General features: G+C 29.8%; 16 protein-coding genes. 14 read left to right on the forward strand and 2 right to left on the reverse strand.

The features are described 5' to 3' along the window. Positions 1-26: 26 nt before the first annotated feature. The 12 genes from murE to secA all read left to right on the forward strand — a co-directional run bounded on the left by murE (position 27) and on the right by secA (position 17,077). Positions 27-1,532, forward strand: a complete 1,506-nt coding sequence (murE, locus tag Bamer462_RS00705) for a UDP-N-acetylmuramoyl-L-alanyl-D-glutamate--2,6-diaminopimelate ligase (protein ID WP_500837797.1) — start codon at positions 27-29, stop codon at positions 1,530-1,532. Continuing rightward, on the forward strand, positions 1,529-2,902 hold the full coding sequence (murF, locus tag Bamer462_RS00710) for a UDP-N-acetylmuramoyl-tripeptide--D-alanyl-D-alanine ligase (protein ID WP_500837798.1): 1,374 nt from the start codon (positions 1,529-1,531) through the stop codon (positions 2,900-2,902). Before murE ends, murF begins: the two co-directional genes overlap by 4 nt. Next, positions 2,887-3,972: a phospho-N-acetylmuramoyl-pentapeptide-transferase gene (mraY, locus tag Bamer462_RS00715; protein ID WP_500837799.1), complete on the forward strand. Its 1,086-nt coding sequence runs from the start codon at positions 2,887-2,889 to the stop codon at positions 3,970-3,972. The genes murF and mraY overlap by 16 nt, the downstream gene beginning before the upstream one ends. 7 nt (positions 3,973-3,979) lie before the next feature. Continuing rightward, positions 3,980-5,308 carry a UDP-N-acetylmuramoyl-L-alanine--D-glutamate ligase gene (gene murD, locus Bamer462_RS00720; protein WP_500837800.1) on the forward strand — a complete coding sequence of 443 codons (1,329 nt, stop codon included), beginning with the start codon at positions 3,980-3,982 and terminating at the stop codon, positions 5,306-5,308. Then, positions 5,308-6,504 carry a cell division protein FtsW gene (gene ftsW, locus Bamer462_RS00725; RefSeq protein WP_500837801.1) on the forward strand — a complete coding sequence of 399 codons (1,197 nt, stop codon included), beginning with the start codon at positions 5,308-5,310 and terminating at the stop codon, positions 6,502-6,504. Before murD ends, ftsW begins: the two co-directional genes overlap by 1 nt. Beyond that, the gene (murG, locus tag Bamer462_RS00730) at positions 6,501-7,568 is read left to right on the forward strand and encodes an undecaprenyldiphospho-muramoylpentapeptide beta-N-acetylglucosaminyltransferase (protein ID WP_500837802.1); all 1,068 of its coding nucleotides are present in this window, start codon (positions 6,501-6,503) and stop codon (positions 7,566-7,568) included. Before ftsW ends, murG begins: the two co-directional genes overlap by 4 nt. 102 nt (positions 7,569-7,670) lie before the next feature. Further along, positions 7,671-9,083, forward strand: coding sequence for a UDP-N-acetylmuramate--L-alanine ligase (murC, locus tag Bamer462_RS00735; protein WP_500837803.1), 1,413 nt, complete (start codon positions 7,671-7,673; stop codon positions 9,081-9,083). 92 nt (positions 9,084-9,175) lie between these two features. Then, positions 9,176-9,994: a cell division protein FtsQ/DivIB gene (locus Bamer462_RS00740; RefSeq protein ID WP_500837804.1), complete on the forward strand. Its 819-nt coding sequence runs from the start codon at positions 9,176-9,178 to the stop codon at positions 9,992-9,994. Positions 9,995-10,052: 58 nt separating this feature from the next. Further along, entirely contained in the window at positions 10,053-11,309 is a 1,257-nt protein-coding gene (gene ftsA / locus Bamer462_RS00745) for a cell division protein FtsA (RefSeq protein WP_500837805.1), read from the forward strand. 80 nt (positions 11,310-11,389) lie between these two features. Next, positions 11,390-12,556: a cell division protein FtsZ gene (gene ftsZ / locus Bamer462_RS00750; protein WP_500837806.1), complete on the forward strand. Its 1,167-nt coding sequence runs from the start codon at positions 11,390-11,392 to the stop codon at positions 12,554-12,556. A gap of 99 nt (positions 12,557-12,655) precedes the next feature. Continuing rightward, the gene (gene lpxC / locus Bamer462_RS00755) at positions 12,656-13,582 is read left to right on the forward strand and encodes a UDP-3-O-acyl-N-acetylglucosamine deacetylase (protein ID WP_500837807.1); all 927 of its coding nucleotides are present in this window, start codon (positions 12,656-12,658) and stop codon (positions 13,580-13,582) included. Between the two features lie 762 nt (positions 13,583-14,344). After that, positions 14,345-17,077: a preprotein translocase subunit SecA gene (gene secA / locus Bamer462_RS00760; protein ID WP_500837808.1), complete on the forward strand. Its 2,733-nt coding sequence runs from the start codon at positions 14,345-14,347 to the stop codon at positions 17,075-17,077. A 399-nt stretch (positions 17,078-17,476) separates the two neighbouring features. On the opposite strand, the gene coaE is transcribed toward secA, so the two are convergent. Continuing rightward, positions 17,477-18,094, reverse strand: coding sequence for a dephospho-CoA kinase (coaE, locus tag Bamer462_RS00765; RefSeq protein ID WP_500837809.1), 618 nt, complete (start codon positions 18,092-18,094; stop codon positions 17,477-17,479). Between the two features lie 521 nt (positions 18,095-18,615). Between coaE and dksA the strand changes: the two genes are divergently transcribed. Both dksA and folK read left to right on the forward strand, forming a co-directional pair. Beyond that, the gene (gene dksA, locus Bamer462_RS00770) at positions 18,616-19,080 is read left to right on the forward strand and encodes an RNA polymerase-binding protein DksA (protein WP_500837810.1); all 465 of its coding nucleotides are present in this window, start codon (positions 18,616-18,618) and stop codon (positions 19,078-19,080) included. A gap of 246 nt (positions 19,081-19,326) precedes the next feature. Continuing rightward, positions 19,327-19,818, forward strand: a complete 492-nt coding sequence (gene folK, locus Bamer462_RS00775; protein WP_500837811.1) for a 2-amino-4-hydroxy-6-hydroxymethyldihydropteridine diphosphokinase — start codon at positions 19,327-19,329, stop codon at positions 19,816-19,818. Positions 19,819-21,961: 2,143 nt separating this feature from the next. On the opposite strand, the gene lpdA is transcribed toward folK, so the two are convergent. Then, entirely contained in the window at positions 21,962-23,398 is a 1,437-nt protein-coding gene (gene lpdA / locus Bamer462_RS00780; RefSeq protein ID WP_500837973.1) for a dihydrolipoyl dehydrogenase, read from the reverse strand. Between the last annotated feature and the right edge of the window lie 144 nt (positions 23,399-23,542).

Genomic DNA, 23,542 nt, shown 5'->3' on the forward strand with positions numbered 1-23,542 from the left:
TAATAAGATCTTTTTAATAAAATTATATGTGTGATTTACATAATTTATATAAATTACTCGAACCATATGTTGGTAATGATACTGTTAGTCTTCCGTTGACGGGAATACAGTTGGATAGTCGTAAAATTATATTAGGCAATTTATTCGTAGCGGTGAAAGGGTATAAGACTGATGGGAGATTGTATATTGATTATGCGATCGAAAAGGGAGCTGTGGCAGTTTTGTCGGAATCTTGGAATGATATCACAGGATATAAAAAATATAGGCATACTTTCAATGAAGTACCTGTGATATACATCAATCATTTACCACAATATTTATCTAATATAGCAGGGAGTTTTTATAATCATCCATCACGGTTTTTGATTTTGATTGGTGTTACTGGGACTAACGGAAAAACTACTATAACGCATTTATTAGCTCGTTGGGCCCAATTGTTAGGAGAAAAAAGTGCCGTGATGGGGACTTTAGGTAATGGAATGCTAGGTGATATGTCTTTATCCCATAATACAACATGCTCTTCTGTTGATACTCAAAGAATATTAGCTCAATTTATCCAAAATAGGATTACGTTTGTTGCTATGGAGGTGTCATCACATGGATTAAGTCAGTATCGCGTAGATGATTTATATTTTAAAGTAGCTATATTTACTAATTTAAGTCATGATCATTTAGATTATCATGGAAATATTACGCAATATTCTATGTCTAAATGGCGATTATTTGATGAATTACGTGTAGAAAAATATGTAATTAATGCTGATGACTATATTGGTTCTAAATGGTTATATTATTTACCTCAAGCGGTTGCAGTGACAATAACGGGCAATTTACCGTGTTTTTGGAAGGGTAAATGGATATGTGTGGTTAAGATTAATTATCATGTTGCCAGTACAGATATCTTTTTTGATTCAAGTTGGGGGGGGGGAGTTATTCATAGTCAGTTATTAGGAGAATTTAATGTTAGTAATTTATTATTAGCCTTAGGTGCATTATTAGTTCTAGGATATCCTTTATCGTTATTGGTAAATATATCATCTCAATTACAACCGGTAATTGGTAGAATGGAAGTATTTCATTCTTATGGACGTCCTACGATTATAGTAGATTATGCTCATACTCCTGATGCATTAGAGAAAGTATTGATTTCAATTAGACGATATTGCGCTGGTCAACTGTGGTGTGTTTTTGGTTGCGGGGGTGATAGAGATCCAAGTAAACGTGCTTTAATGGGTTGTATAGCAAAACGATACGCTGATTGCATAATCATTACCAATGATAATCCACGTACTGAAGAGCCAAGATTAATTATAAATGATATTATGCGTGGTATAACATATTCAAAAAAAAATATTAAAATTATTACAAATCGTTATTGTGCAATAAAAACGGCTATTATCAAGGCATGCTCAGAAGATGTAGTATTGATTTCTGGAAAAGGTCATGAGAGATATCAAATGATTGGGAATGATCGTATATACAATTCTGATCAAGATATAGTAAAAAAAATTTTAGAAAACAATATATCATGATTTCATTTAGTTTGCATGAAATAGCGCCGATTTTAAATGCCAAACATATTGGTATAGATTTGGTGATTCATGCCATTACTATTGACTCAAATATTATTTATAAACAATGTATATTCATAGCGTTAATCGGTAAACGTTTTGATGGGCATGATTTTGCAATTCAAGCGGTTACTGCTGGTGCTCAAGCATTGTTAGTTAATCATTATTTGTTATTAAATGTGCCTCAGTTAATAGTGACTGATACTTGTGATGCTTTAATAATGTTAGCTCATTGGGTACGTCAACAAGTATCATCTAAGGTTATTGCTATCACCGGATCAAGTGGCAAAACATCAGTAAAAGAAATGACTGCTTCTATATTAAAGAGTTGCGGGCATATAATAGCAACACAAGGTAACTTTAATAATATGATTGGAGTGCCAATTACTTTATTACGTTTAACAAAACAAAACAATTTTGCAATTATTGAATTGGGCACCAGTTCTCCAGGAGAACTTACTCAATTAAGTAAGATTGTAGCTGCTAATGTAGCTTTAGTAAATAATATTTTTCCATCCCATTTATCAGGTTTTGGATCATTAGCTCAAATAGGAAAAGAGAAGGGAAAAATTTTTTCTGAATTAAATTTAGGAGGAAAAGCTATTATAAATGCTGACAGTCATACTTTGTCGTTATGGCGTAAAACATTAGAAGGAAAATTTACATGGTTTTTTTCTGTTTGTACTAATGTAGATGTAGATTTTTTTGCAAGTAATATTGTTGCCGAAAAAAATGGAACAAGGTTTATTTTGCATAGTCCATACGGAACTTCTCCGGTGTTTTTATCGATGTTAGGTAGACATAATGTATCAAATGCTTTAGCTGCCAGTGCTCTTTCATTTGCTGTAGGAGCAAATTTATCAGAAGTGGTTTCTGGATTAGAAAATATGAAAATGTTACCTGGTAGATTGTTTCCGATTATTTTAGGTGAAGGTAGGTTATTACTAGATGATACTTATAATTCAAACGTTGGTTCTATGATATCTGCTATTCATGTGCTAATTACAATGCCTGGTTATCGTGTATTAGTAGTTAGTGATATGTTAGAGTTAGGCAAATATAAATCAATTCAATATCATTGTTATATTGGGAAATTAATTGCAACACAAAATATTGATAAAGTTCTTAGCATAGGTAGTGATAGTTATTTTATTTCTAAACTGTCTAGAAAAGGGGAACATTTTCAAGATAAAAATAAATTAATTATTTATATCAAACAGATTTTATTCAGTCATAAAACAATTAGTGTGTTAGTGAAAGGATCTCGTAGTTTTAAAATGGAACGAATAATAAATGCTATTCAGGATGGATCAAAATGTTATTTTGGTTAGCAGAAAATGTATTAGTACTATATTCATCCAGATTTAATATTGTTTATTATTTGACTTTCAGAGTAATCATTAGTTTTATATCAGCATTATTTATCTCTTTGGGGATAGGTTACTATGTAATTACGTGGTTTCGTAATTTATGTGTTTTTCAAATAGTACGCTGTGACGGACCAAAATCACATATTCAAAAACAGAGCACGCCAACTATGGGCGGAATTGTGATTCTTTTATCTATCGTTGTGTCAGTAGTGATGTGGGCTGATTTGTCAAATTTATATGTATGGTATGCATTATTTATACTGATAACATATGGATTATTAGGTTTAATTGATGATCTTTTAAAAATAAAAAGAAAAAGTTCTGTAGGTTTAAGCGCGTTGCATAAATATGTTTGGCAATCATTCATTGCTTTAATGTTGATTATGTTTATTTTTATGTCAGATCATAGTCCTACACTCACACAATTAGTAGTGCCATTTTTTAAAAATTTTATGCCGAAATTGGGTATTTGGTATATCATATTAGCATATGTTGTTGTTGTCGGTACAAGCAATTCGATTAATTTATCTGATGGTTTAGATGGATTAGTGATTATGCCTGTAATATTTGTTTCGGCCGGGTTAGCTGTAGTTGCATGGTTAACCAGTAACATTCATTTTTCTAATTATCTACATATTCCTTATCTTTGTTTTTCTGGAGAATTAATCATTATATGTGTAGCTATTATTGGAGCTGGTCTTGGGTTTTTATGGTTTAATACTTATCCAGCGCAAATATTTATGGGTGATGTGGGTTCTTTATCACTTGGAGGCGTGCTGGGGGTGATAGCAGTATTATTACGTCAAGAATGTTTATTATTAATTATGGGTGGTATGTTTGTAATAGAAACTTTATCTGTGATCTTACAAGTCAGCTATTTTAAATTATTTAAACAACGGATATTTAAAATGGCACCGATTCATCATCATTTTGAATTAAAAGGATATCCAGAACCGCGTATTGTAGTACGATTTTGGATAATATCATTAATATTAGTTTTTTTGGGATTAATTACTTTAAAGATACGGTAATAAAAATATGATTAATTACCAAGGATCACGAGTTGTAATTATTGGTTTAGGGATGACAGGTTTATCTTGTGTAAATTTTTTTTTAGCTCGTGGTGTAATACCAAAAGTAATAGATACTCGCTTGCGGCCTCCAGGTATAAAAAAAATACCACATGTCGTAAAGTGCTATTTAGGTGCATTCAATGATGTATGGTTATTAAGTGCTACGTTAATTGTAGTTAGTCCTGGAGTTCGTCTGGACCATCCAATTTTAATTGAAGCTTTAAAATTAGGAGTAGAGATTATTGGTGATATTGAATTATTTGTTCGTGAGGTAACTGCTCCAATAATAGCTATTACTGGATCTAATGGAAAGAGCACAGTAACCCAATTAGTTTCTAGTATGGCTAAAAGTGGTGGTTGGCATGTTGGTGTTGCAGGAAACATAGGTGTACCTGCGCTTTCTTTATTAAGTAAATCGTATCAGTTATATATATTAGAGATTTCAAGTTTTCAACTAGATACAATCTATAGTTTACGAGCATTAGCAGCTGTGATCTTAAATATTAGTGAAGATCATATGGATCGTTATTCTGGTGGGTTAAAACAATATTGTTTTTCTAAACAAAAGATTTATAGAAATGCTAAAATTTGTGTGATGAATGCTTCAGATCCTTTAACAGTGCCTATATCAGATGATTATGATCATCGAGTGAGTTTTGGTTTAAAAAATAAAGCAGATTCTGCAGATTATTATTTGAAATTTTATAAAGGACATACTTGGATAGTTGCATATAATGAATATGTATTCAATTGTTCTATGATGAAGATTAATAATCGTATTAATTATGTAAATGCATTATCTGCTTTAGTATTATCAGATATCGTCAATATTCCTCGTTCTGTTTCTTTAAAAGTATTATGTCAATTTTCTGGATTAGTACATCGTTGTCAATTAATTTATAAAAATCATGGGGTAAGTTGGATTAATGATTCTAAAGCTACTAATGTTAATGCTACTAAAGAAGCCATTAATAATTTAATGTTATCTGGTACATTACATTTAATGTTAGGAGGCGATGGAAAATTAGCTGATTTTTCTTCATTGAAACATTTGATTAAACAATATGATATACATTTATATTGTTTTGGAAAAGATGGATTATTATTGACAGAATTAGGATGTAGTAATGTTATTTTTACAAATACAATGATACAAGCCATGCGCATTGTGAGTCGTCGCACAAAAGAAAAGGACGTCGTTTTGTTATCTCCCGCTTGTTCTAGTTTAGATCAATTTAAATCATTTGAAATGCGTGGGTTTGTATTTACTTATTTTGCACGAGAATTTGGATAATGAGGATTTTTATAACAAACATTATCAATCAGTCGTTAAAGTTGTGTAAAAAAAGATCATTAAATACTATCATACTATATGATCGTATGTTTTTTTGGTTGTTGTTAGGATTAATTAGTGTTGGTTTTATTATCATTAGTTCAGGATCAATTCCTATTGGAATACGATTAGCGAATGATCCATGTTATTTCATAAAGCGCGTGATTATTTATTATGGCATAACATTCTTATTGTCTTTAATAATTTTAAGAATACCTATAATGATTTGGAAGAATTATAGTGTTATCATGTTGTTATGTAGTTTTATGTTGTTAATAGCTGCGTTAATATTAAACAATTCTGCTAATGGGGCATCACGTTGGATAATGTGGGGTTCATTGTGTATTCAGCCTTCGGAATTATCGAAATTATCTTTTATTTGTTATCTTGCTAATTATTTAGTGCGTAAACCAAAAGAAGTATGTACCAATTTTTGGGGTATATGTAAACCTATAGGGATAATGATGTTATTAGCTATGTTATTGTTAGCGCAACCTGATTTTGGCAGTATTATTATTCTTTTTATCATTACTTTATCTATATTATTTCTTTTTGGCGCTAAATTATGGCAGTTAATATTGATTTTTATGTTTAATATATTTTTAATTGCGCTATCAATTGCGATTAAACCTTATCGTATACAACGTATACTTACTTTTTGGAATCCATGGCAAGATCCATTTGGTAATGGTTATCAATTAACTCAATCATTGATAGCTTTTGGTCGTGGAAAATGTTTTGGAGAAGGATTAGGGAATTCTGTACTGAAATTAGAATATTTGCCTGAAGCTCATACTGATTTTATTTTTTCCATTCTTGCGGAAGAATTAGGATATTTTGGAGCAATTTTGGTATTATTCATGTTATTTATAATCGTATTTCGTGCTATGACTATTGGTTATCGTGCTTTGAATGTTAATCAAAGATTTTCCGGTATTTTAGCTTGTTCTGTGAGTATTTGGTTTGGGTTGCAAATATTTATTAATATAGGAGCTGTTAGCGGAATATTACCTACAAAAGGGTTAACATTACCATTGATTAGTTATGGAGGATCTAGTTTTTTAATTACAGTCGTGGCAAGTGTACTGTTGTTAAGAATAGATTTCGAAACACGTTTGTCAAAAGATCAAGCTTTTTTAAAGCGAACTAAAAAATGAATCAAAAAAAGAGAATTATGATCGCAGCAGGTGGTAGCGGGGGTCATGTCTTTCCAGGATTATCGGTGGCCCATTATTTAATCAATAATGGATATCAAGTTGTTTGGTTAGGCACTGCAGATCGTATTGAAGCTAATTTGGTTCCAAAATATGGAATTGATATTAAATTTATTCATATTAAAAGGTGGTATGGTGAAAAATTACATATTAAGTGCATAATGCCATTGTTTATTTGTTTAGCAATATATCAAGCGCGAAAAATTATAAAATATTGGAAACCTGATATAGTATTAGGTATGGGCGGATATATATCTGGACCTAGTGGATTAGCAGCATGGACGTGTGGAATTCCATTAATCATACATGAACAAAATAGAATTATTGGTTTAACCAATCAGTATTTGTCAATGTTTGCTAAAAAAATATTGCAAGGATTTCCCAGTACTTTTCCTAACGCCAAAATGGTGGGAAATCCAATAAGACGCACAATATTAGCTGTGCCAAATCCAACGAAACGATGGCAAGGCCGCGTTGGTCCTATTCGTGTTTTAGTAATTGGAGGGAGTCAAGGAGCGCATATATTAAATAAAATTATTCCAAATATGGCTGAAAAATTATCTAATAAATTGATTATATGGCACCAAGTTGGAGAACAAGATTTCAGACAAGTAATATGGGCTTATCAAAAAATAAAACAAAGCTACCATAGAATTGTGAGATTTATTGATGATATAGCCCAAGCGTATGCTTGGGCAGATATACTCATATCTCGTGCTGGAGCATTGACAGTAAGCGAAGTATCAGTTGTAGGATTACCGGCAATATTTGTACCTTTTATACATCATAGAGATCGTCAGCAATATTGGAATGCTGTGCCGTTAGTGCAAGTAGGAGCAGCAAAAATTATTGAACAACAAAATTTTACAAGTGATTCTGTGAGTACAGTGTTAGAATCTTGGGATCGAAAAACATTATATAGTATGGCTCAACGCGCTAGAAGTATAGCTATACCTAATGCAACTCAACAGGTTTCTCAAACCATAATTGAATATTTAAAAAAATAAATATATTAATAATTTAATTTTTTAATCTATAGACAAATATTGAAAGTATATTGAACAAATATACCAAATATACTGTTATCTAAATTGCGGGATGTCATACCAATGATGGGTGAGCGTATCAGACAAATACATTTTGTTGGTATAGGTGGAACTGGTATGTGTGGTATTGCAGAAATATTGGCTCATGAAGGTTATCGTATTACTGGTTCTGATATTATTTATAATAATGCGATATGTCATTTGCTTGAGTTGGGAGTGAAGGTTTATGTAGGCCATAGATATAGCAATATAGATAATGCTAATGTTGTAGTTGTATCTAGTGCTATAACCTCAAATAACCCTGAAATTTTAGCTGCTAAACGAGCTCGAATTCCTGTTATTAAACGAGCAGAAATGTTGTCTGAATTAATGAGATTTAGATATGGAATAGCTATTTCTGGGACGCATGGGAAAACTACTACCACAACAATGATAGCTAATATTTATACTGAGGCAGGATTAGACCCAACATTTATAAATGGTGGTCTAGTAAAATCAGAAGGAGTGTATGCTCGCCATGGGTATAGTCGTTATTTAATTGTAGAAGCAGATGAAAGTGATGGTTCATTTTTGCATTTACATCCTATAGTAGAAGTAATTACTAATATTGATACCGATCATATAAGTTTATATCAAGGAAATTTTGAATGCCTTAAAAAAGCATTTGTTAGTTTTTTGCATAATCTACCATTTTATGGATATGCTATAGTATGTATTGATGATCCGATAATTTGTGAGATTCTACCTAGAATTAACAGAAAAGTGATAACTTATGGTTTTAGTACAAGTGCAGATTTACATATTTTTAATTATCATCAGCATATAGAAAAAAGTAGTTTTACTGTATTACGTCCAAATAAAACAAAATTACAGGTAACTTTAAATGCCCCTGGTTGTCATAATGCTCTTAACGCTACAGCTGCTATTGCGGTAGCGACTATGGGAGGCATTAGTGATAAAAACATTCTAAAAACTATGTTAAACTTTCAAGGAACTCATAGGCGTTTTGAAAATTTAGGTCATTATTCTTTAAATAGAATCAATGGTCAAACAGGAAAATTTTTATTAATAGATGATTATGGGCATCACCCTGCTGAATTATATGCTACCATTACGACAGTTCGAACCGGATGGCCTGATAGACGGTTAATTATGGTATTTCAACCGCATCGGTATACGCGTATAAAAGAGTTATATCGTGATTTTGTCGATGTGCTTTCTACTGTGGATATTCTCTTAATATTAAGTGTTGATTCTGCCGGAGAATCACCTATTTGTGGAGCAGATAGTCAATCCTTATGTCATACAATTCGTGAATATGGTAAGATTAATCCAGTATTTATATCGGATACTCAGGTGTTATTAGAAACATTAGCCCGATTCTTAAAAAATAACGATTTACTCCTGATTCAAGGAGCTGGTACAATAGGAACAGTTGTACGTGGATTGATTATTAGAAATAATGTTATAGTATAGGCATCATGTGATCATTATAACTTTGAATGATACGGAGTAATCAAAATATAGGCATGAACACAGTACAGTAATGAGTTTTTGTGAAAATAAAAATGCGCAAGGAGTGGATTGTTAATATACCTACAATAACACTGGGTAGGTGCATCAGAGCGATAGTTGAATATATTTTATTAAAGTTAAGAAGATATAAACTTCGTCATCAGTTATTAAATTGGATACTAATATTGATTGCTGCAATTGGTAGCATTTGGAGTTCTTATAAAATAAGAGAATGGATACATATTTTTTTTTCTTGTCCTGCATCTTATATGATAGTAACTGGTAAACGTCAGTATACTACTAACACTGAGATTAATCAGATAATAGTAAAATTAGGTGAGTTAGGCGCATTTATAACACAAGATGTAAATGTTATTCAAAAAAAAATTGAATGTTTACCATGGATTCAGCAGGTTAGCGTTAGGAAACAATGGCCAGATACGTTAAAAATTCATATAGTAGAATATATACCAGTAGCATATTGGAATGATTTATGCGCAATTAGTACAACAGGGGATATATTTAGTATACCCAAAGAAGATCAAGATAGTAATGTTGAATTAATTCCATATTTGTATGGACCAGAAGGTAGCGAACAGGCCGTATTAACCAATTATTATGTGTTTAATGAGATATTAAAATCTATCAAATTTCAAATAAAATCAGTACGAATGGATACACGTTATTCGTGGCAACTGATTTTACAAAATAATATTCATTTAAAATTAGGTAGAAATAATATAATCGAACGATTATATTATTTTATTAGAATTTATCCTATTCTTCTTCAGAAAATCAACAATAATAATAGATGTATTGATTATATAGATTTACGTTATCACTCAGGATTTGCTGTGAGATGGGTCTCATAGCCCAATCACTCCTGTATTTCTAATAAATAAAAGAAAATAAATAAAGGCAATCGCAAATATGATCAAAGCTTCAGATAAAAAATTACTAGTAGGATTAGAAATTGGAACAGCTAAGGTCGCTACGATGGTAGGTGAGATTTTGCCTGATGGAATAGTAAATATTATCGGGTTAGGATATTGTCCATCACGGGGTATGGATAAAGGGGGGGTGAATAATTTAGAGTCAGTAATAAAATGTGTGCAATATTCTATTAATCAAGCGGAATTAATGGCAGGTTGTCAAATTTCATCTGTTTATCTTTCTTTGTCCGGAAAACATATTAGTTGTAAAAATGAAATAGGTATGGTACCTATTTCAGAAGAAGAGGTGACGCAATCAGATGTGGATAATGTAGTACATATAGCCAAGTCAGTTAAAGTACGTGATGAACATCGAATATTACATGTAATTCCACAGGATTATGCTATTGATTATCAAGAAGGTATAAAAAATCCGGTCGGATTATCTGGGGTTAGAATGCAAGCTAAAGTTCATTTAATTACTTGTCATAATGATATGGCCAAGAATATTGTTAAGGCAGTAGAGCGATGTGGATTGCAGGTGGATCAATTGATATTTTCTGGATTAGCTTCAAGTTATGCTGTTTTAACAGAAGATGAACGTGAGTTAGGTGTTTGTGTTGTAGATCTTGGTGGCGGGACTATGGATATAGCAATATATACTGCCGGAGCTTTGCGCCATACCAAAGTTATCCCGTATGCTGGAAATGTAGTGACTAGTGATATTGCTTACGCTTTCGGAACGCCATTGTCTGATGCAGAAATAATTAAAGTACGCTATGGTTGTGCTTTAGAATCTTTAATTAGTAAGGGAGAAAATATAGAAGTTCCAAGTGTCGGAGGGAGACCACCTCGTATTTTACAACGTCATATGTTAGCAGAGATTATTGAGCCTCGATACATTGAATTAATGATGTTGGTTCATAAAGAAATATTACAGTTACAATCACAACTGCATCAACTTAATATTAAACATCATCTTGCAGCAGGTATCGTGTTAACTGGAGGAGCATCTCTTATGGAGGGATTATCGGCTTGTGCACAAAAAGTATTTCATACACAAGTTCGTATTGCATCTTCTATAAATACAAATGGGATAATAGATGATATAAAAAGGCCTCAGTATTCTACTGTTATTGGGTTATTACATTACGGAAAAGAATCTCATTTAAACAATGAAATAGATATAGAAAAAGGAGTAACAATTAAAGGTTGGATAAGAAAAATGAATAATTGGTTAAAAAAAGAATTTTGAGTTTTTATGAGTATAAAATATGCTAAATCCGTGCGAAATAATTAATTTTTTTAAGATAATTGAGGAATATGGAGAACATTATGTTTGAACCAATGGAATTAACTAGTGATGCAGTAATTAAAGTTATTGGAATTGGCGGAGGCGGCAGCAATGCAATCGAGCATATGTTGCGTGAACGTATTGAAGGTGTAGATTTTTTTGCTGTTAATACTGATGCCCAAGCGTTAAGAAAGATGACAGTAGCTCAAACTATTCAAATTGGCAGTTCTATTACTAAAGGATTAGGAGCGGGTGCTAATCCAGAAATTGGTCGTAATTCTGCAGAAGAAGATCGCGATGTATTGAAGGCTACTATAGAGGGTGCAGATATGGTATTTATTGCTGCAGGAATGGGCGGGGGAACCGGTACAGGAGCTGCCCCGATAATAGCAGAAGTAGCTAAAGATCTAGGAATTTTAACTGTAGCTGTAGTTACTAAACCTTTTAATTTTGAAGGGAAAAAACGTATGACATTTGCTGAACAAGGTATTTCTGAATTATCTAAATATGTAGATTCATTAATAACAATTCCAAATGATAAATTATTGAAAGTTTTAGGGCGTGGTGTGTCATTATTAGATGCTTTTAGTGCTGCTAATGATGTACTCAAGGGAGCGGTACAAGGTATCGCGGAATTGATTACTCGACCAGGTTTAATGAATGTAGATTTTGCAGATGTACGCACAGTCATGTCGGAAATGGGGTATGCCATGATGGGAGCCGGAGTGGGCTGTGGTGATGATAGAGCAGAAGAAGCATCGGAGTTAGCAATTGCCAGTCCTTTATTAGAGGATATTGATTTGTCTGGTGCTCGTGGTGTTTTAGTAAATATTACTTCTGGTTTAGATCTACGATTAGATGAATTTGAGACTGTAGGTAATACTATACGTTCTTTTGCTTCCGATAATGCGACAGTAGTAATTGGCACTGCTTTAGATCCAGACATAAATAATGAATTACGCGTTACTGTAGTAGCTACAGGAATTGGTGCCGATAAACGTTCAGATGTTATTTTATCTAGTACTAAAGAGGAAAAAAAGATAGCACGGGATAAGCATTATCACAATCATTCTCCTCAAAGAGTATCTACGTTTTTTAAGGAATCAAGACATGTGTCGTCTAACACGGTAGATCATCAAAACACAGCTCTTGATAAAGATATAGATTATTTAGACATTCCCGCTTTTCTAAGACAACAAGCAGACTGAATTAAGGATAATTTAAATGATTAATTCAGAATAAAATGGTTATATGTAGTAATTTGCTAATAAAGTAAATAATGCGATAGTTGCACGAGATGTGGTATAATGATAAAACAGCGAACATTGAAACGTGTTGTGCAAACTACTGGCGTAGGTTTGCATACTGGTAAAAAAGTTACTTTAACTTTGCGCCCCACTTCAGAAAATACTGGAATTATTTATCGTCGTACTGACTTGCATCCTCCTGTAGATTTTCAGGTTAATATTAGATCAGTAGGAAACACTGTATTATGCACATGTTTGATTAATGAATATGGGGCTCAGATTTTTACTGTTGAACACTTAAGCGCTGCTCAGGCAGGACTGGGTATTGACAATATTATTATAGAACTTAATGCACCTGAAGTGCCAATAATGGATGGTAGCGCTAGTCCTTTTGTATGCTTATTATTAGATGCTGGGATAGAAGAACTTAATAGTGCAAAAAAATTTCTTCGATTAAAAAGAACCGTACGTGTTGAGGATGGAGAAAAATGGGCTGAATTGAAACCATTTAATGGTTTTACGCTTGATTTTACTATTGATTTTAATCATCCAGCTATCAATGTTAAAACACAACATTGTTTTTTTGATTTTTCTTCAGTATCATTTATTAATAATATTAGTCGTGCACGTACTTTTGGTTTTATGCGTGATATAAAAGATTTGCAATCGCGAGGGTTTGCTTTAGGAGGAAGTTTTAATTCTGCTATAATAATTGATGATTATCGTGTACTTAATAAAGATGGGTTGCGTTTTGATGATGAGTTTGTTCGCCACAAAATGCTTGATGCTATTGGGGATTTATTTATGTGCGGACATAATCTTATTGGTTCTTTTACTGCTTTCAAGTCTGGACATACCTTAAATAATAAGTTACTAAAAACTGTTTTATCGTGCCAAGAAGCATGGGAAATGACTACCTTTTCTAATACATCTGATTTACCTTTAGATTTTAAGATTTCTTACATCTCCTCACATGTTCGAATATAGAAGACGATAATATCATAGTAAGTTTTAGAGCTAAATTTAATTAAATTTATTTATGATAATCTTATTATTGTTATGTATTTATTGAAAAAAACAAACAATACATAGTCATTTATGTGTTTGGGTTATAAAATTGTATCTGTAGTTTATAGTTATTTTAGCTTAAAAACATTGAAAATTATTTAGATATATTAACAATAATTGTTGTATATTATACCTTCTATAAGGTTTTGATAAATATCAGGATATATCATATTCCACATATCATTAGACTTATTAATTATTTAATAAAAATTAACATCTTTAATGTTTTATTTCTTTTATTCATACTTATAGAAATTTTCGGTATCATCAAATTAAGATATATTCTGTGTATATATGAAATTTATCTTCATGCTTTTGCATGATACATGATATTTTTGAGGTTAGTGAGTAGTTATTTTAAAATTTTTTAAATTTACTTAAAGCATTGCAGTTTTAGAATAATAAATATGTGCTGATTAACAATTAATAATATATCTATATTATATAAGATGTTTAATATAAAATATATATATATCTTTATATAATTTATGATACAAAATTATATTATATTTATTTAATTCATTACCATTTATTTTAATAAATTGTAATGAATGTGGTTTTGATAATAATTATCAAAGTTGCTCGATATATGCATATCGAGTGTATTATAAACAGAAAATATATGATTGTTGTATTGTGATTCCAATAATGTGCTCTCATTGTAATGAGATATGAATTGTCATGATAACACCATTTTTTAAATTATTTACTAAAATTTTTAAAAATAGAAATGAACGTGTATTGCATCGTATGAAAAAAGTGGTGAATATTATAAATTATATGGAAAAAGATATAGAAAAATTAAATGATAGCCAACTTGCTTCTAAAACTAATGAGTTTCGTGCATTGATTCAATCAGGTATAAAGATCGAGGAATTATTACCACAAGCGTTTGCTGTGGTGCGTGAAGCTATTAAGAGAATATTTAATATACGTTTGTTTGATGCTCAATTATTGGGAGGGATAGTTCTCAATGGTCGTTGTATTGCGGAAATGAAAACTGGAGAAGGAAAAACTTTAACAGCTACTTTACCTGCTTATTTAAACGCATTAAGTGGGCAAGGAGTGCACATCGTTACAGTTAATAATTATTTAGCACATAGAGATGCAGTAAATAATAGACCGTTATTTGAATTTTTGGGGTTAACTGTTGGAATTAATTTACCGGGGGTATCGGCATCTGTGAAACGTTCTGCTTATACAGCAGATATTACCTATGGAACAAATAATGAATATGGTTTTGATTATTTACGTGATAATATGGTTTTTGTTCCGGAAGAACGGGTACAGCGAGGGTTACATTATGCGTTGGTAGATGAAGTAGATTCTATTTTAATCGATGAGGCTCGTACTCCATTGGTTATTTCTGGGTCTTCAGATAATACTTCTGTATTATATTTAAAAATCAACGAATTAGTTTTAAGTATAATTAAACAAAATTCAAAAAATATACATGATTTAAAGGAAGAATATTTCACTATCGATGAAAAATCCAGACAAGTTATATTAAGTGAGAATGGATTAATATTAATAGAACAATTATTAATTAAATCTGGAATTATGAATCCAGGTGAATCGTTGTATTCATCAGATAATATTATATTAATGCATCATGTTAATGTAGCATTTCGTGCGCATATTTTATTTGCGTGTGAAGTGGATTATCTTGTCAAAAATGACGAAATACTTATTATTGACGAACACACAGGACGTGTTATGCCCGGGCGTCGATGGTCAGATGGGCTGCATCAAGCAATAGAAGCTAAAGAACGTGTAACTATTCAAAATGAAAATCAAACATTAGCTTCAATTACATTTCAAAATTACTTCCGTTTATATGAAAAGTTGTCTGGCATGACAGGTACAGCGAATACTGAAGCATTTGAATTTCGCTCTATTTATAAATTAGATACTGTAGTGATACCAACTAATCGCCCTATGATTCGTAATGATTTTCCGGATGTGATTTATATGACAGAACATGAAAAAATTGATGCTATCATTAATGATATTAAAGATTGTGTTAATCGGAATCAACCCGTATTAGTGGGGACTATATCAATTGATAAATCTGAAATTATTTCTCGTGCTTTAAGTCGAATCGGAATTACTCATAAAATTTTGAATGCTAAATTCCATGCTGCGGAAGCAGATATTATAGCGCAAGCAGGATATCCCGGTGCAGTAACTATTGCTACAAATATGGCTGGTCGTGGAACTGATATTATGTTAGGAGGAAATTGGCGCGCAGAAATTGCAGCGCTACATAAATCAAGTAAGTGTAAAATTTTAAAAATTCAATCTGATTGGAAAAAACGTCATGATGCAGTGTTAAAATCAGGAGGATTACATGTCATCGGTACTGAACGACATGAATCTCGTCGTATTGACAATCAACTTCGCGGACGATCGGGGCGACAAGGAGATATAGGTTCATCTAGATTTTATTTGTCAATGGAAGATGCACTAATACGTATTTTTGCTTCTAATAGATTGATAAACATGATGAAAAAATTGGGTATGCAATCGGGGGAATCGATAGAACATCCATGGATTACTAAAGCTATTGCTCATGCTCAAAAAAAGGTAGAAAATCGTAATTTTGATATTAGAAAGCAATTGTTAGAATATGATGATGTAGCGAATGATCAGCGTCATGTTATTTATGAACAACGTGATAATTTATTAAATATGTCAGATATCAGCGATGTTATTAATAATATTCGTTGTGACGTTGTTGATAAATTATTTAATACTTATATTCCATTGCATGTTATAGAGGATAAAAAAGATCTAATAAAATTGGAAGAGTGTTTAAAAAATGATTTTTGTTTAGCATTACCTCTCGTACAATGGATAGAGATAGATTCTAGATTATATGAAGAAAAAGAAAGATTACGTCAGCGTATATTAGAAAAAATGGTACAACAATATGAACACATTAGGAAAATAATCGGGATAAAGATTATGTGTTTTTTTGAAAAGGGAATTATGTTAAGAACGTTAGATGCTCTATGGAAAGAGCATTTAGCATCAATGGAGTATTTGCGTCAAGGGATTCATTTAAGAGGATATGCACAAAAAGACCCTAAGCAGGAATATAAAAGAGAGTCATTTGCTATGTTTACTAAAATGTTAGATCATTTAAAATATGAAGTAATAAGCGAAATTAGTAAGTTGGTAGTAGAATTATTTGATAAAAAAGAATCTGGTTTAAATGAAACTAATGAGTGTAATGATATTCAGTCTATAAATATTCCAGCAATTAATGCTAAATTTTTATCGATAGATTATTTTTTACGTAAACATACGTTAACTAAGAATAAAACAGTAGGTTATAATGATTTCTGCCCTTGTGGATCCAATAAGAAATTTAAAGAATGTCACGGCAAAATTACATATAAGAATCATTGATATGTGTTTAATATTTGATGTTATTGTAGTTATTTATATTATAGTAATGTGATGTATAGTATTTTTACAGTGTCATCTTTGACTGTTAGTTTGTAAGTGATAAATATTTATAAACATAAATTTAGATAAAATTATTGTTTTATGCGTAGTTTATTTGAAGTTTTTAGGTAAACTGACTGATACCCTTAAATACCAACAATGCTTCTTATTATAGTATGTAATCAGCGTTTGATGTTATCTAAGGTGGCTACGTGGTAGATATGAATGATTATCGTGATGATATGAAAAAAATATAATTTCACTAAATCATTTTTACGCCATTATGAAAATTAGTTTGAGTATTGTAGTAGGATAAAGAAAACTTTGAAATTTTTATGTTTGTTGTTAAAAATAGTGTTTTTAGTAATTATTATTTTTTATTTTGAGATAAGATTGATGTAACTGATGAATATATTCTGTTATGTCATCAGGACTATTATTATTTTCAATTATTTTATCAGCAAAATTAAATCTATCTTGACGGGATACTTGGGATAATAAAATATTTTCAGCATATTTTTTGCTTATTTTATCTCTATTAATGATTCGAGCTAATTGAATGTCAATATGTACGTCTATCATCAGTATGTGATCTGCAAATTTTTGTAAATTATTTTCTATTAATAATGGAGTAATCCATAGAATATAAGATGATCGATTAGACAATATGTTGATGGTTTTTTGTGTTTCTTTTCTAATAAGGGGATGTAATAATTTTTCAAGCCATTCTTTGTCTTTAGGATTAAAAAAAATTATTTTCTTTAACATAGATCTATTTAATGAGCCGTTAGGAAGTAATATGCAGGAGCCAAAATATTTGATTATCATATACAACGCAATGCTTCCTGGCTGTGTGACTTTTCTAGAAATCACATCAGCATCTATTATAGAGATTTTTTTTGATAAACTAGAGAATTTTTTAGCAACAACGCTCTTTCCAGAACAAATACCACCAGTGAGAGCAACAATATAAGACATAATTTTATTTGTTATTAAATAACAACATGTTTTTGTACAATGTGTATTCCTAAAGACTGAAAAACTAATATCAAAAATTTTTAGAACAATATTTTACAAACTATGTATAATAGTATCACTATTTTGTAATGAAGATACGGTATTTTATAAATATTTAAATCACACCATTGTACGATTTTAACATTTTAAGGATCAATAAAATTGATGATGTCATTATAGGCAGCAAAATATTTTTTGTCATTATCAAAACGTTTTATTAAAAATATTTTAATGACATCAAAGTTATTATAAGCCTTGATTATAAATATATGTTTAATCATTATTACATAGGTGATATATATAATTGATGAGGTTAATTGTGTTTGTTTTATTGCATTTATTTCAATAGAATAATTATTATAAAAAATTAGAATTCATTACGTGTTTATGATATCAAAAATCAGATTTGATGTATGAATAATTAAATCTAATAAAATATTGATATGAGTTGTTTTTAATTATATATAAACAGGAATAAACATATGTCAACAAAGTCACCAAGTAGTCGTAAGCATTCTTCTTTGAATGTATTAATAATTGCTGGAGTTACACCATATCAACGGAAGCCTAATGAGGAATATATGAGTTATGATCAACTTTTACATTTTAAGCGTATTCTTGAGGCGTGGAAAAATCAGATTACAGATGATTTAGGATATTCCACATTATGTACGCAAGGTCAAGCGTCAGTTAATTTCCCAGATCCAGTGGATAGAGCAGTGCAAGAGGAAGAATTTAATATTCAATTGCGTAATCGTGATAGAGAATATAAACTTGTTGAAAAAATTGAAAAAACATTAAAAAAAATAGATACAAATGAATTTGGATTTTGCGCATCATGTGATGTAGAAATTGGGATTCGAAGATTAGAGGCTCGCCCAACAGCTGATTTATGTATTGATTGTAAAACTTTAGAAGAAATTAAAGAAAAACAAATGACCGGATAAATTTTCATGGTCAAAATTAATTTAATATATATATATATGCTATATATTGAATATAATTTTAAAAAAAGTCATTTTTTAAAGTTGTACATATAGTTTACTGTAAATATTAGTTGATATTTTTGATTATGTTTTATATAAAAATTTGTTTATATAAAATTTATTAATTTTTTAATTTTGGTAATTATTTAAATTTTTTATAAAAATAAAAGACCGATAAATTGATAATTAATTAGGATGTGTAATAAAATGGAACGAGTTTGGATAGGACTTGGTAGTAATATGTTAAATCCAAAAAAACAAGCAGATCGAGCTATATGTTCTCTTGCTGAGCTTCCGATGACTGAGTTTATAGCTTTTTCTTCCTATTATCGTAGTAGGCCTTTAGGACATAAAAATCAACCTGATTTTTTAAATGCAATAATAATATTGGATACTAATTTATCCCCGAGAGCATTGTTAAGTCACATTCAATATATTGAAAAAAAACAAGGGCGTATACGGTTACATAATTCACTTTCATGGCAGTCACGCACATTAGATTTAGATATTTTATTGTTCGGCAAACATGTTATATATAATTCTCTATTAAGAATACCCCATCATGGTATTCTTAATAGAGAATTTGTGATCCATCCTTTGTTTGAATTAGATAATCACTTTGTTCTCCCCAGGGGGGAGATTATAATGGATATCGTGAAAACTATACCTAGGAATGGTTTAGATTTTTGGAGGGAATAAAAAATATACGTTAGTTATACTAACATGTTGTATGCATTATTTTGTATTCTAAAAAAAATATGATATAGTATCTATTTCATTTAATCAAGTGATATTAAATTATATGGTATATGTTTGTATTTAATTTTAAAATTATATTAATATAGTTGTTGTAAATTTAATTAATAACAGATTTTTTATTATTGGTTTTTTATTATTATGATGTAAATTTGTGTTATAAGTGCGTTTTTTATCAATATTTAAGAATTGTTGTAATTTATAGAAATTTCTGTAGTTTTTAGTAAAAATTGCATATTATTAAGAAATTAGTTAGTTAAAAAATTTTAAGTCACAGTATAAATAATAAAAATAGTATTTTTTAGTATGAATTATTTATAAATAATCGTTGTGTTTATAAAAATATATAATAATATTTGTTTGTTTTATTTTTAAATTAGCGTGGTACTTGAAGTACATATTTCCATAATTTGATCCCCCAATTATAATTAATATATTTAATGAGAAAAATTTTTGTAACTATGAAAAGTTTCAACATTTAGTTGGTCATGTATTACAAATATATGTCCAACTAAATGTTGAATACTAGATGAGTTTTTTGATAAAAAGATAATATATACAACAAGTTTATTTGATGCATAAATAATTTATGCTTTATTGTGGATTTGATTGATTATTTATGAATAGTGATTTTATAGTTTAGTATGTATATATTAAATATTATAATATTTGCGTTTGAATATATAATTATTAGTAATTGGTAGATAAAAATTTATCATAATACATTATTCTGTTATTCATTAAAACAATAAATGTTGATAGTGTGAATAAAATAATATTTCATCAAATTTTAAAATTATTGCGATGTATTTGATCATTTAAATGGTTGTTATATTATTGGTGTATAATATTTTATATTTTTGAAACCTTAATTAAGAAAGTTTTATGTTAAAAGTTAGGGTTTTATAAAGAGCACCAGTGTTTTGATTATATAATGGGAATGCAATAGAGTTAAGAACAAATAGTAGGCTAATTTTTGTGACTTAATTTATATGATTATTAATAGAGTTTTTTTGTTTTATACAAGTTTATATTGTTAATATAGGTGATCGTTAAGTTCTGGAAGTCAGAGGTGTCAATAATGTTATTTATTTGGCTATGATCGGAAAATGTTCGCAGCACAGGCAGCACAACATTCAATATAAAAGATCAAGGGAATAACAAACAGTCAGCGTCCTATGAGGTATTTTACTTGAAACGGCAGAATAGAAAATATTGAGTAAGTCTTACGTTAAGATGAATTAGTTTTTTATTTTAATGAAATAAAAAAATAGTTAATATTTATTTATTTTATTTAAAATTTAGAATCATTTTAAGTGTGAATTTGATTATTAAAAAAGTTCGTAAAAATTTAGGTTTATTAAATTTTAATTTATTTTTGTTGTTCTAATTTAGTGGAGTTTTAGCATTTTTTCATTGTAAATTTTTAATGGATACAGTAAATAATATTATCATAATCAATTTTTAACGGGATATTGTAGTATTAATTGTGATTGATTTTAATTTTAGAGAAATAAATCTTTATTTATAATGCATTGAATTAAATATTTTAAACAATAAAAATGTTAAAAATTTTTTAATACTCATCAATTAAGGATATAATATTAATTATCTTACCAAATAATTAATACTAATGATATATATCATATATATATTATATTTATCTATAACTCTATTCTATGATTATATAAATTATTTTTTAGGTTAATGATAAATATCGTTCATTATTAATAATGGATTTATAACATGTAAATCATAACACGTGTTATTTGTTTATTGATATTTAAGTAAATTATGAAATATTTTTTCTTCAAGAGATGCTAATATTATCAAGATATTATTTATATTATTAATACTAACATGTGATTGCTATGTTATATATTAACAATATAAATTGTAACTTTACAGGTATATCTTAGAGAAAATATATATTTTCAGTTTCTGAATAAATAAAATAACCATGTATTGATTTATTAATTATACGTTAATTAATGTTAGTATATTTTCATATTTTATAAGTTATAAAAGAACATAACTGCATATAGCAGTATTTTTTTTGCAATTAATTTGTTTAAAATTTTAAGAATTATTGCAATTTATTATGTCTTTTTTTTATATTAGGTAAATCAGTAATTGATCCATCATAAATAGATGCTGATGATGCTATTGATTCATACAAGGTCGGATGAGCGTGAATAGTTAAAGTAATATCTTCTACATCACACCCCATTTCAATAGCTAATGCAATTTCTCCTAGTATTTCACTAGCATGGGTTCCTACGATTGCCCCCCCGATAATTCTGTTTGTTTTTTTGTCAAAAATTAATTTGGTTATACCTTCTTGACAATCTTCGGTGATTGCTCTACCTGAAGCCATCCAAGGAAAAATTGTAACTTCGTAATCTATATTTCTTTCTTGAGCATCTTTCTCGGTATATCCAACCCATGCTATTTCTGGATCAGTATATATAATGGATGGGATTACGATTGGATTGAAACAACGTTTTTTACCAGAAATAATTTCTGCCGCTATATGTCCTTCATGAATACTTTTATGAGCTAACATTGGATGCCCGATAATATCTCCAATGGCAAAAATGTGTTGTATATTAGTGCGCATTTGCTGATCTACAGGAATAAAACCATATTTGTCTACATTTACTCCTGTATGTTCAATATTTAATATATTCCCATTTGGAGCTCGCCCAATTGCTACTAATAATGCATCATAACGTTGAGTATTTTTTAGGGAAGTTTTTTTATTTTCCACAGTTACATGAATCCCATCTTGTTTAGCCTCTATTATATTAACTTTAGTATCTAGAATTAAATTAATATTTTTACTAATTATTTTAGTAAAAAAATTAATGGTATCTTCATCTAAAATAGGCATAATTTGATTATACATTTCTACTATATCAATTTTTGAGCCAAAAGCATGGTATATTGTTGCCATTTCTAATCCTATAGCTCCAGAACCTATAATTAAAAGACGCTTAGGTATTGATTTTAAAGATAGAGCATCGGTTGAATTCCAAATACGCGGATCATTCGGAATATGTGGTAGAGATACAGCATGGGATCCTGCTGCTATAATAGCGTGATTAAAGGTTATTTTTAAAGTCATCTGATGATTTTCAACTTGAATAGTATTGCTATCAATAAATTTTCCAACCCCATCAACTACTTTAACGTTCCTTGCTTTTGCCATAGCACTTAAACCATTTGACAGTTGAGTGATAATCTTATCCTTCCAAGATCGTGTCTTGTCGATATCAATATGTGTTTCTCCTAAAATAATACCATAATTATTTAATTTCTTTTTTGTTTCAATTAATTTGGCAATGTGTAATAATGTTTTCGAAGGAATGCAACCAACATTAAGACATACTCCACCTAAAGAAGGAAAACGTTCTATTATTGTAGTATCCATACCTAAATCAGCGCAGCGAAAAGCAGCAGAATAACCTCCTGGTCCTGCGCCTAAAACAAGAACTTGAGTTTTTGTTTGTATATGCATAATATATGATACCTCTTATATTCTGATTAGAACTGTTAATGATTGTATCTAATTTAATTAGATCTGTATTGCTGTATTATATATAACTTATGTTTGATGATAACATATATGTTTATGATTTAGGTGATAACTATTTTTATAGTTAAT

This window comes from Candidatus Blochmannia americanus (nom. nud.) (assembly GCF_059934915.1).

Coding starts and splice junctions, on each gene's coding strand:
- murE (WP_500837797.1), top strand. CDS start 27: ATGTGTGATTTACATAATTTATATAAATTACTCGAACCATATGTTGGT.
- murF (WP_500837798.1), top strand. CDS start 1,529: ATGATTTCATTTAGTTTGCATGAAATAGCGCCGATTTTAAATGCCAAA.
- mraY (WP_500837799.1), top strand. CDS start 2,887: ATGTTATTTTGGTTAGCAGAAAATGTATTAGTACTATATTCATCCAGA.
- murD (WP_500837800.1), top strand. CDS start 3,980: ATGATTAATTACCAAGGATCACGAGTTGTAATTATTGGTTTAGGGATG.
- ftsW (WP_500837801.1), top strand. CDS start 5,308: ATGAGGATTTTTATAACAAACATTATCAATCAGTCGTTAAAGTTGTGT.
- murG (WP_500837802.1), top strand. CDS start 6,501: ATGAATCAAAAAAAGAGAATTATGATCGCAGCAGGTGGTAGCGGGGGT.
- murC (WP_500837803.1), top strand. CDS start 7,671: ATGATGGGTGAGCGTATCAGACAAATACATTTTGTTGGTATAGGTGGA.
- Bamer462_RS00740 (WP_500837804.1), top strand. CDS start 9,176: ATGCGCAAGGAGTGGATTGTTAATATACCTACAATAACACTGGGTAGG.
- ftsA (WP_500837805.1), top strand. CDS start 10,053: ATGATCAAAGCTTCAGATAAAAAATTACTAGTAGGATTAGAAATTGGA.
- ftsZ (WP_500837806.1), top strand. CDS start 11,390: ATGTTTGAACCAATGGAATTAACTAGTGATGCAGTAATTAAAGTTATT.
- lpxC (WP_500837807.1), top strand. CDS start 12,656: ATGATAAAACAGCGAACATTGAAACGTGTTGTGCAAACTACTGGCGTA.
- secA (WP_500837808.1), top strand. CDS start 14,345: ATGATAACACCATTTTTTAAATTATTTACTAAAATTTTTAAAAATAGA.
- coaE (WP_500837809.1), bottom strand. CDS start 18,094: ATGTCTTATATTGTTGCTCTCACTGGTGGTATTTGTTCTGGAAAGAGC.
- dksA (WP_500837810.1), top strand. CDS start 18,616: ATGTCAACAAAGTCACCAAGTAGTCGTAAGCATTCTTCTTTGAATGTA.
- folK (WP_500837811.1), top strand. CDS start 19,327: ATGGAACGAGTTTGGATAGGACTTGGTAGTAATATGTTAAATCCAAAA.